The sequence below is a fragment of the Pseudacidovorax intermedius genome (assembly GCF_001476815.1).
Lineage (GTDB): Bacteria > Pseudomonadota > Gammaproteobacteria > Burkholderiales > Burkholderiaceae_C > Xenophilus > Xenophilus intermedius_A.
This window is the reverse complement of record NZ_LDSL01000010.1, coordinates 1-10,232: the sequence shown is the minus strand read 5'-3', so window position 1 is coordinate 10,232 and position 10,232 is coordinate 1. Positions and strand designations below refer to the sequence as shown.

The following is a 10,232-nucleotide window of genomic DNA, read 5'->3' as shown; positions in this document are numbered from 1 at the left end:
CGTGCAGCGCCAGCAGCTCGGCGCCCCGATGCGCCAGATCTGGACACAGCGCTGCCTGGACTGGGCGGCGCCGGCCGGCGACATGCCGCGCTTCGAGGGCCAGCCCTGATGCTGGCCGCCTTCCACCTGATGGCCCGTTACAACGGCTGGATGAACGAACGGCTGTACGCCGCCGCAGCGCAACTGCCCGAGGCCGCGCTGCAACAGGACCGCGGGGCCTTCTTCGGTTCGATCTTCGGCACGCTCGGCCACATCGTGGCGGCGGACCTGATCTGGCTGCACCGCTTCGCGCGGCATCCCGCACTGGCCGACTGGGGCGCGCCGATGGCCGGGCTGCCGTCGCCGTCGTCGCTGACCGAGGGCCTGGCCGATACCTTTCCGGCCCTCGCCACGCTGCGCGCGCGGATCGACGGCCGCATCGCCGAACTGCCGGCTGCCCTGGCCGAGGACGACCTGGCCGTGCTGCTGGAATACGGCAACACCGCCCGGGTGGCACAGGCCAAGCGCTTCGGGCCGCTGCTGCTGCACTTCTTCAACCACCAGACGCATCACCGCGGGCAGGCGACGACGCTGCTCTTCCAGGCGGGCGTGGACGTGGGCGTGACCGACCTCAATGCGCTGATTCCGAACGAGGGCTGAGGCGCAGCCCGCGGCGACGGAACACGCTCAGGGCCGGCTCGGCACCGCGCCCATGAGCAGCGACAGCGCCTGGTTCAGCGTCGCGGTGGCGAAGCGCTCGCCCTTGGAATAACCGATGCGTACCACCACCAAGTCGTGCGAAGGCACGATCACCACGAACTGCCCGGCGGCGCCCAGCATGTAGTACGCCGAGGCCGGTGCCGCCAGCGCGCCGGTGCCGTTGATCCAGAAGAAGCCGCCATAGATCGGCCGCTTGTCTGCCGCCCAGGCCGGCGCCACCGAACTCACGAACTGCACGAAGCCCTCGGGCAGGATGCGTTCGCCGTTCCACACGCCGTCCTGCAGGTAGAGGTTGCCCAGCCGGGCCCAGTCGCGGGCAGACATGAAGTCGTAGCCCTGGGTCAGCAGGTTGCCGTAGGGGTCCGTCTCGATCGTCATCGTGCGGATGCCGATGCGGTCGAACAGGGCACGCTGCGGGAAGGACAAGTAGTCTTCGCCGCGCTTCTCGGCCGCGAGCCGGATCAGGTAATTGACCAGCACCGGGTCGGTATTGCGGTAGCGGCCCACGGTGTTGGGCGGCCACTGCTGCGGCCGGGTGGCGGCGTAGTCGAAGGCATCGATGCGGCCCGTGTAGAAGTAGAGATGGTCGGGGTAGCTGCCGTTGGGGTCGAAGTCGGGATCGTCCGGCGCCTTGATGCGCAGTCCGCTCGACATGCGCAGCAGGTCGGCGATGCGGATGCCCTGCCGGCCGTCGCCCTTGCCCTGCCACTGCGGAATGGGTGCCGGCTGGTCGAGCGCATAGGTCTTCTGCTGGATCAGCACGCCCATGAGGGCGGCGGTGACGCTCTTGCCCATCGACCAGGACTCCAGCGGCGTGCCGATGCCCACCCCGGACTGGTAACGCTCGCCCACGAGGCGCCCCTTGTGCGTCACGACGAACGCGGAGGTGTAGGCCTCCGGATTGGCGAATGCCGCATCGACGGCCTGGGCGATCCGGCGCTCGTCCACGCCCACCGGCAGCGGCGTGGTGGGCAGCACGTCGCCCATCGGCCAGGGCAGGGTCGCCGGATCGCCGAGCGTGCTCCTGACCTGAACGGGCTTGAAGTACACGTCGTCCCGCCCGGGCGGCAGGGTGATGCAGCCCTGGCTGCCGACGTAGCGTGCGGTCAGGGTGGGACCGCCCGGGATGGCGATGCGCACTTCCTGCCGGGCCCGGTCGACCACGGGCGCGCCGACACGCTGGCGCTGGGCGTAGGGCGCGACGAAGTAGCCGAGGCTTTCCCTCGCCGTGGCGATGTCCAGGCCGGTGATGAAGACCGCCGAGCACATGGTCTTGGCATAGCCGGCGGTGTCGAGTTCCAGTCTGTCGCCGGGAGGCGGGACGTAGGGCGTGTCGAGTTCGAGGCACCGCGCCCGGGCGTTCAGCGCCGTCGCGGCCGGCAGTTGCGCGGTGAATGGCTGCGCATCGCAGGAAACGGGTGCCGGCGAGGCCCCAGGCGAATTGGCCGCCTGTGGCGCCGGTGCGGCTGTGATAGGCAGTGCGCCGCCTCCGCCACCGCCACCGCCGCCACAACCGGCAAGGGTCAGGGCGAGCAGCGCCAGCGTCGCGGTCAATGGGGTCGACGCCGCTCGCGGGAGTTTTCCGGTCTTGCGCATGCGTGCCTCCAGTCCAGGGCCGATGAATGGCCGGACCGTACCAGAATCCGCCGGTTCCGGGCTCGCAAATACGTGGGTCGGACGCTGGGGAGCGTCGAGGAACTGACTGTGCCGGGCTCAACCCGGCACGAACAGCAGCTGCCCTTCCTTCGACGGCCGGTAGCTGAACTTGCCGCGCATCACCTCCTTGCCGCCGACGCGGGCGGACCAGCCATAGTCGCCCACGTGCATGCCGGCGTTGCCGAAGTCGCTGGGGTAGTGCACCGTGCCTGCGCGTTCGCCGCCCATCTGCGGTGCTGCGATGGCGGTGGTCGTCTTGCCATCGGGCATGGTGACGGTGAACTCGACGGGCCACTGGCGCGGGGCGGTCCGGTCGCTGACGCTCAGCGCGATGGCCGGGCGGGCGACGTACAGCACCGACTGGGCCACGGCGCTCGTACAGGCGGCCATGGCGAAACCCAGGGTGATGGTGGTGCGGCGAAGGGTCATGGATCTTTCCCGGACGACGGTGGCAGGCGGTGGATGGCTCAGTCGGCGCACTTCACCGTGCGCAGGTTGGGCAGGCCGGCGCTCTCCCAGGGCGCCGGGCCGATGACGGTGCCGGCACCCCAGCCGTACTCGAAGCGCTCGCCGGTCGGAAGCGTGCCGAAGGCACTGATGCGGCCCTTGCCGGCGTCGAAGCCCCAGCGCTGGGTCAGCCGGTCGATGGTCACGCGTGTGCCGGCCGGCACTTGGCGCAGCAGGCTTCGGCGATGGAAGGCGTCGTTGCGCGTGTCGCGCGGCTCGTCCGACAGGACCGGAATCTCCGCATCGCCGATGCGGTAGAGGCCGGTCTCGCGCTGAAGGACCACCGTGGCGGGCACGCGCAGCGGCAGGCAGCCGGTGCGGCTGAGGTCGTCCGTGCCCTGGCAGCCTGCGAGCAGGACCGTGGCCGGCGTCAGCATCCAGATCAGGCGTCGCACGCCCACCGCTGCGCGGGCCGCACGGGCAGGGCTGGAATGGGTGCCAAGGTCTTTCGGCATGGAGTGCTGTTGTGCCGCCACCGACGGCCGGCGTGCGTAGGACATCGGCGACGCGTGGTCAGGACGCCGATCGCCCTCATCCTCCGCTCGGCTGGGCAGATGCAGCGGCGCCGAGGCCGCAACCGATACTTCCCGCCATGATCTCCAGCCAGTTCGTCAGCCGCATCACGCTCCAGCGCGACAAGGTCGCCGACTTCGGCGTCTATCCCTTCTGCCTGCCGGTGGTGCGCCACCTCGACCAGCTGGACCTTCATCCCAAGCTCACCTTCTTCGTCGGCGAGAACGGCTCGGGCAAGTCCACGCTGCTGGAGGCGCTGGCCGTGTCGCTGGGCTTCAACGCCGAGGGCGGCAGCCGCAACTTCGCCTTCAGCACCCATGCCTCGCATTCCGGGCTGCATGCCTTCCTGCGCGTGGCCAAGGGCTTCCGCCGGCCGCGCACCGGCTACTTCCTGCGGGCCGAAAGTTTTTTCAACGTGGCGACGGAGATCGAGCGCATGGACGCGGAGCCCGGCCTCGGTGCGCGCGTCATCGAGGGCTACGGCGGCCGCTCGCTGCACGCGCAGTCGCATGGCGAGTCCTTCATGGCCCTGCTCACCGAGCGCTTCCGTGGCGAAGGGCTGTACCTGCTTGACGAGCCGGAGGCCGCCCTGTCGCCCCAGCGGCAACTGGCGGCCCTGGCGCGCATCCACACGCTGGCGGGGCAGGGCGCACAGTTCGTCATCGCCACGCATTCCCCCATCCTGATCAGCCATCCCGACGCCTGGATCTACCAGTGCGGCGAAGCCGGGCTGCAGCGGGTGCGGGCGGAGGAAACGGAACATTTCCAGCTGACGCGCGACTTCCTCGCGCAGCCGGAGCGCTTCCTCAAACGCCTGCTGGATTGAGGCAGGACCGCGCAGCGGCCTCATGCGCCGCATGGGCCCGGCTGCCGCCGGGTTCGTGCCGGGCCCGCGCCGCGGGCCGCGCCAAGCCCGTGCAGCGTCGCCTCAATGCGCCTCTCGCGCTTCGCCAGTCGCCGGCGGCTTCGCCTCGCCGCGACGCCCGATGGCCCGCACCAGCAGGTAGAACAGCGGCACGTAGAAAATCGCCAGCACGGTGCCGGTGATCATGCCGCCGATCACGCCGGTGCCGATGGCGTTCTGGCTGCCGGAGCCCGCGCCTGTGGCGATGGCCAGCGGCACCACGCCGGCCACGAAGGCCAGGGAGGTCATCAGGATGGGCCGCAACCGCAGCTTGGCGCCCTGGATCACCGCGTCCCAGGTCGACAGGCCGCGCCGCTCGCCCTCGGCCGCGAACTCCACGATCAGGATCGCGTTCTTGGCCGCCAGGCCCATGGTGGTGAGCAGGCCGACCTGGAAGAAGATGTCGTTGTCCATGCCCCGCAGGTTGGCCGCCACCAGCGCGCCCACGATGCCCAGCGGCACCACCAGCAGCACCGAGACCGGGATGGTCCAGCTCTCGTACAGCGCCGCCAGCGCCAGGAACACCACCAGCAGCGAGATCAGGTACAGCGACAACGCCTGGCCCGAGGCCAGCTTCTCCTGGTACGACAGGCCCGTCCACGCATAGCCCACGCCCGACGGCAGCTCGGCCACCAGCTGCTCCATGCGGGTCAGCGCCGCGCCCGAGCTTTCGCCGCGCACCGCCTGGCCCTGGATGTTGAAGGATGGCAGGCCGTTGTAGCGCGTGAGCGCCATCGGGCCGTAGCTCCAGCGCGGCGTGGCGACGCTGGCGAAGGGCGCCATGGCGCCGGTGCTGGTGCGCAGGCTCCAGATGCCGATGTCCTCCGGCGTCATGCGGAAGGGCGCGTCGGCCTGCAGGTACACGCGCTTGACGCGGTTGCGGTCGATGAAGTCGTTGACGTAGGCGCCGCCGAAGGTGATCGACAGCAGCGAGTTCACGTCCGTCTGCGTGATGCCCAGCGAGCCGGCCTTGGCCCGGTCGATGTCCACCTGCAGCGTGGTCTGGTCCTCCTGGCCCTGGAAGCGCACCTGCGTGAGCAGCGGGTCCTGCCGCGCCTTGGCCAGCAGCTGGTCGCGGATGCCGCGGAAGCGCTCGTAGTCCATGGCGCTGGTGTTCTGCAGCTGCAGGTCGAAGCCGGCCGAGTTGCCCAGGCCCGACACGGCCGGCGGCGCGCTCATGAAGATGCGCGCCTGCCGGTCGCCGGCGAAGGCCTTGCCGGCCCGCTCCAGCACCGCGAAGGCGGTGTTCTCGCGGCCCGGGCGCTCTTCCCAGTCCTTGAGCGCGATGAAGCCCTGCCCCTGGTTCTGGCCGGCGCCCGCGCTGGTGAAACCGGGCGACACGAACACGCCGTCGACGGTGTCCTTCTCGTTCTCGGTGAAGTGGCGGCTCACGCGCTCGGCCACCTCGCGCGTCTGCTCCAGCGTGGCGCCGCCGGGCAGGTTGTACTGCACGAACAGGCGCCCCTGGTCTTCGTCCGGCAGGAAGCCGGTGGGCGTGCGCATGAACATCACGGCCATGCCGGCGCAGATCACCGCATAGATCGCCATGAACAGCCAGCGCCTGGGCAGCCGCTTGCGCAGGCTACCTTCGTAGGTGTCCATGCTGCGGTCGAAGAAGCGGTTGAAGGCGCCGAAGAAGCCCGTGGTGCGCTTGGGCTTGGGCGCGTCGCCCGCATGCTGCTTGAGCAGCGTGGCGCACAGCGCCGGCGTGAGAACCAGCGCCACCAGCACCGACAGCACCATGGCCGACACGATGGTGATCGAGAACTGCCGGTAGATGATGCCGGTGGCGCCGCCGAAGAAGGCCATGGGCAGGAACACCGCCGACAGCACCACGCCGATGCCGATCAGCGCGCCGGTGATCTCGCCCATGGACTTGCGCGTGGCCTCCTTGGGCGAGAGGTGCTCCTCTTCCATGATGCGCTCGACGTTCTCCACCACCACGATAGCGTCGTCCACCAGCAGGCCGATGGCCAGCACCATGCCGAACATGGTGAGCATGTTGATGGTGAAGCCCGCCACCGCCAGCACGCCGAAGGTGCCCAGCAGCACCACCGGCACGGCAATCGCCGGGATCAGCGTGGCGCGCCAGTTCTGCAAAAACAGGAACATCACCAGCACCACCAGCACGATGCCTTCGACCAGCGTCTTGATCACGTCCTTGATGGCGCGCTCGACGAAGGGCGTGGTGTCCAGCGGATAGGACACGTCCACGCCGGGCGGGAACTGGCCGCGCATCTTGTCGACCGCGGCCTTCACGCCGGCGATGGCTTCCAGCGCGTTGGCCGTGGGCGCCAAGCGCACCACCACGCCCGAGGCCGGGTAGCCGTTGTAGCGGCCGGTGAAGTTGTAGTTCTCGGAGCCGATCTCCACCCGCGCCACGTCCGACAGGCGCACCAGCGAGCCGTCTCGGTTGGTGCGCAGCAGGATGTTGCGGAACTCGTCCGGCGTGCGGAAGCGCGACTGGGCGGTGAGCACGGCGCTGAAGTTCTGGCCGTCCACGGCCGGCGCTGCGCCGACCGAGCCGGCGGCCAGCTGCACGTTCTGCTGGGTGATGGCCGTCTGCACGTCGCCCGGCGTCATCGAGAAGCCGCGCAGCTTGTGCGGGTCGAGCCAGATGCGCATGGCGTACTGGCCGCCGATCACCGACACCTCGCCAATGCCGTCGATGCGGCTGATCGGGTCCTGCAGGTCGCTCACCAGGAAGTCGGCGATGTCACCGGGCGAGAGCTGGCCGGTCTTGTCGTAGAGCGTGACGATCAGGTCGGGCGCCACGCCGGCCTTGCGCACCGTCACGCCCTGGTCCTGCACCTGCTGCGGCAGGCGGGGCAGGGCCTGCTGCACGCGGTTCTGCACCTGCACCTGGGCGGTGTCGGGGTTGGTGCCGGGCTCGAAGCTCACGAAGATGGACACGCGGCCCGTCGAGTCGCTGCGCGCCGACATGTAGAGGTAGCCGTCCAGGCCGGTCAACTGCTGTTCGATGACCTGGGTGACGCTGTTCTCCACCGTCTGCGCGCTGGCGCCGGGGTAGAAGGCATTGATGCTCACGGCCGGCGGCGCCACCACCGGGTAGCGCGTGACGGGCAGCAGGTGGATGGCCAGCGCGCCCGCCAGCATGATCGTGATGGCGATGACCCAGGCGAAGATGGGCCGGTCGATGAAGAAGCGCGAGATCATGGGTTGCTGCGCGGTGCGGCGTTGGCGGCATTCGCCGTGGGCGCGGCGGTGGCGGCATTCCCGCCATTCGGGCCGGCGCCCGCGGCCGGCGCCGTCTTCACGCGCAGCGCGGCGCCGGCCTGCGCGTTCTGCGCGCCCTCCAGCACCAGCCGGTCGCCGGCCTTCAGGCCTTCGGCCACCAGCCAGCCGGTGCCCACCGGGCGTCCGGTGACGACAGGGCGCACCTCCAGCTTGTCGCCGTCGCCCACCACGCGCACCGTCGGGTTGCCGCGCCGGTCGCGCTGGATGGCCGAGGCCGGCACCACGATGCCCTGCGGCGTCGTGCCTTCGTCGACCACGGCCCGCACGTACATGCCGGGCAGCAGCAGGCCGTCGGGGTTGGGGAACTCGGCGCGCAGCGTGACCGAGGCGCTGCTCGGGTCCACCGTCACCTCGGCCAGCTTGATGCGGCCTTCCTGCGCGTAGCGGCTGCCGTCTTCCAGCAGCAGCGCCACCTTGCGGCTGTCGCCCTCGCGGCTGATGCGGCCGGTGGCCAGTGCCTGGCGCAGCCGGAGCACTTCGGCGCTGGACTGGGCGATGTCCACGTAGATCGGGTCCAGCCGCGAGATGGTCAGCAGCGGCGTGGCCTGCGCGGCCGACACCAGCGCGCCGGGCGTGACCGCGCTGCGGCTGGTGCGGCCGGCGATGGGCGCCGTCACCCGCGTGTACTGCAGGTTGATGCGGGCGGTGTTGAGGGCCGCCGACTGCACCTTCACGTTGGCCTGGGCCTGCTCGTAGGCCGCGATGGCGTTGTCGTGCTCCTGCCGGCTCACCGCGTTCTGCGGCAGCAGCTGGCGGTAGCGCTCGGCCAGCGCGCGGGTGGAAGCGACCGTGGCCTGCGCATTGGCCAGCGCGCCTTCGGCCCGCTGCACCTCGGCCTCGAAGGGGCGGGCGTCGATCTCGTAGAGCACCTGGCCCGCCTTGACCGTGCTGCCTTCCACGAAAGGCCGCGCGCGGATGATGCCGCCCACCTGCGGCCGCACCTCGGCCACCATGAAGGCGGCGGTGCGCCCGGGCAGTTCGGTGCGCAGCGGCACGGTGGCGGGCTGCACGGCCTGCACCAGCACTTCGGGCGGCGGGGGGGGCGCGGCGGCCTTCTTCTGGGCATCGCCGTTGCGGCAGCCCGCCAGCAGCAGGAGCGAGACGGCACAAAAGCAGGTCAGGGCGCGGCGTGCGCCCGGCGAGGGAATGCGGCTCAAGATGGGTCCTGGCGGAAGGAGGCGGGGCGCCAGCGGCGCCCGCGAAGCGCGCAAGCGTAAGCGGCTTCTGTATAGGGCATGCAAAGTTCACGGATGTCCCACGGCGCTCGAGGGAAAACCCCAGTAGGGCCTGACTTCGTGAACTGGATAAAAATCCAGTATCCGAGGCCGTGCCCGCGCCGATGCGGCGGCCCGTTTCACCCGCCTTCCCACCATGGCCGACGCCCACATCCCTCTCCATGCCATCAAGGGCCGCGGCGCCGCCACGCGCCTGGCCCATCGCTTCACGCGCGACGAGCGCCGCGCCTTCGACGACGGCTGGCCGGCGGATGCCGATGGCGCCGATGCCGCTGAGCCGCTGGCCACCGAGGTGCGCTTCGAGGATGCCCGCTCCGCCCTGAGCGAGAACGACTCGCCGGACATCTCCTTCGACCGCTCGCTCAATCCCTACCGCGGCTGCGAGCACGGCTGCATCTACTGCTTCGCCCGGCCCACGCACAGCTACCTCGACCTGTCGCCCGGGCTGGACTTCGAGACCAGGCTGATCGCCAAGCGCAACATCGCCCAGGTGCTGCGTGCCGAACTCGGCCGGCGCGGCTACCGGCCCTCGCACGTCGCCATCGGCACTGCCACCGACTGCTACCAGCCCATCGAGCGCGAACTGCGCCTGACCCGCTCGGTCATCGAGGTGCTGCAGGAGGCGCGGCATCCCTTCGCGCTGGTCACCAAGTCCAGCGGGGTGGAGCGCGACCTGGACCTGATCGCGCCCATGGCCGCGCAGCGCCTGGCCGCCGTCTACGTCACGGTCACCACGCTCGACGGCGACCTGGCCCGCCGGCTGGAGCCGCGTGCCGCCTCGCCCGCGCGGCGGCTGCGCACCATCCGTACCCTGGCCGAGGCGGGCGTGCCGGTGGGCGTGAGCGTGGCGCCGCAGATCCCCTTTCTCAACGACGACCTGGAGCAGGTGCTGGAGGCCGCCTGGGACGCCGGCGCCCGCAGCGCCTTTTACACCGTCATCCGCCTGCCCTGGGAGGTGGCGCCGCTCTTCAAGGACTGGCTGGCGCTGCACTATCCGCAGCGCGCGGCGCGGGTGATGGCGCGCATCCAGGACATGCGCGGCGGCAAGGACTACGACGCCGACTTCGCCAGCCGCATGAAGGGCAGCGGCCTGTGGGCCGAGCTGGTGGCGCAGCGCTTCGCCAAGGCGACGGCGCGGCTGGGCTTCAACCGCGAGCGCATCGGCATGGACACCTCGCTGTTCCGGCCGCTCGGGGCGCAGGGGCAGGGCAGCCTGTTCTGAAGCGGCTGCCGGCCGCTCAGCGCCGCGCCTTCGAGGCGGGCGGCGAGGCCGTCTTCCTGACCGGCTTCGCCTTCTGCGCCCGCAGCGCCGCCTCGAGCGCCCGGCGGGCCCACAGCAATGCGGCCTCGGCGTCGTCGAACATCGCCTCCGGTGCCTGGCGGTAGGAGGTGATGGTGGCGGGTCGGCCCTCGCGCTGGTAGCTGAAGGCGGGCAGGCTCAGGGCGTCGAAGTCGGCCTG

The 10,232-nt window shown here is 70.6% G+C and carries 9 protein-coding genes; 3 read left to right on the top strand and 6 right to left on the bottom strand.

Annotated elements, in window-relative coordinates; translation table 11 throughout:
• Positions 1–108: 108 nt before the first annotated feature.
• Entirely contained in the window at positions 109–639 is a 531-nt protein-coding gene (locus NS331_RS01410; RefSeq protein ID WP_058640241.1) for a DinB family protein, read from the top strand.
• A 27-nt stretch (positions 640–666) separates the two neighbouring features.
• On the opposite strand, the gene NS331_RS01405 is transcribed toward NS331_RS01410, so the two are convergent.
• From NS331_RS01405 to NS331_RS01395, 3 genes are all read right to left on the bottom strand, one after another.
• Entirely contained in the window at positions 667–1,968 is a 1,302-nt protein-coding gene (locus tag NS331_RS01405; protein WP_242873616.1) for a serine hydrolase domain-containing protein, read from the bottom strand.
• A gap of 444 nt (positions 1,969–2,412) precedes the next feature.
• Entirely contained in the window at positions 2,413–2,784 is a 372-nt protein-coding gene (locus NS331_RS01400; RefSeq protein ID WP_058640239.1) for a hypothetical protein, read from the bottom strand.
• A gap of 38 nt (positions 2,785–2,822) precedes the next feature.
• The gene (locus NS331_RS01395; protein WP_153012701.1) at positions 2,823–3,317 is read right to left on the bottom strand and encodes a hypothetical protein; all 495 of its coding nucleotides are present in this window, start codon (positions 3,315–3,317) and stop codon (positions 2,823–2,825) included.
• Positions 3,318–3,454: 137 nt separating this feature from the next.
• Here NS331_RS01395 and NS331_RS01390 point away from each other — a divergent pair, with 137 nt between their 5' ends.
• A complete protein-coding gene (locus NS331_RS01390) occupies positions 3,455–4,201 on the top strand; it encodes an AAA family ATPase (protein ID WP_058640237.1) in 747 nt (248 codons plus the stop codon).
• Positions 4,202–4,303: 102 nt separating this feature from the next.
• Here NS331_RS01390 and NS331_RS01385 read toward each other — a convergent pair whose 3' ends face one another.
• Complete coding sequence (locus NS331_RS01385) at positions 4,304–7,453, bottom strand: efflux RND transporter permease subunit (RefSeq protein WP_193758026.1); 3,150 nt, start codon at positions 7,451–7,453, stop codon at positions 4,304–4,306.
• Entirely contained in the window at positions 7,453–8,694 is a 1,242-nt protein-coding gene (locus NS331_RS01380) for an efflux RND transporter periplasmic adaptor subunit (protein WP_242873615.1), read from the bottom strand. Before NS331_RS01380 ends, NS331_RS01385 begins: the two co-directional genes overlap by 1 nt.
• Before the next feature lie 214 nt (positions 8,695–8,908).
• Here NS331_RS01380 and NS331_RS01375 point away from each other — a divergent pair, with 214 nt between their 5' ends.
• A complete protein-coding gene (locus NS331_RS01375) occupies positions 8,909–9,994 on the top strand; it encodes a PA0069 family radical SAM protein (protein WP_058640235.1) in 1,086 nt (361 codons plus the stop codon).
• Positions 9,995–10,010: 16 nt separating this feature from the next.
• Here the strand turns inward: NS331_RS01375 and NS331_RS01370 are convergent.
• A partial coding sequence (locus NS331_RS01370) for a TfoX/Sxy family protein (RefSeq protein WP_193758025.1) occupies positions 10,011–10,232 on the bottom strand: 222 nt, incomplete at its 5' end.

Coding starts and splice junctions, on each gene's coding strand:
- NS331_RS01400 (WP_058640239.1), bottom strand. CDS start 2,784: ATGACCCTTCGCCGCACCACCATCACCCTGGGTTTCGCCATGGCCGCC.
- NS331_RS01390 (WP_058640237.1), top strand. CDS start 3,455: ATGATCTCCAGCCAGTTCGTCAGCCGCATCACGCTCCAGCGCGACAAG.
- NS331_RS01410 (WP_058640241.1), top strand. CDS start 109: ATGCTGGCCGCCTTCCACCTGATGGCCCGTTACAACGGCTGGATGAAC.
- NS331_RS01375 (WP_058640235.1), top strand. CDS start 8,909: ATGGCCGACGCCCACATCCCTCTCCATGCCATCAAGGGCCGCGGCGCC.
- NS331_RS01405 (WP_242873616.1), bottom strand. CDS start 1,968: ATGTGCTCGGCGGTCTTCATCACCGGCCTGGACATCGCCACGGCGAGG.
- NS331_RS01395 (WP_153012701.1), bottom strand. CDS start 3,317: ATGCCGAAAGACCTTGGCACCCATTCCAGCCCTGCCCGTGCGGCCCGC.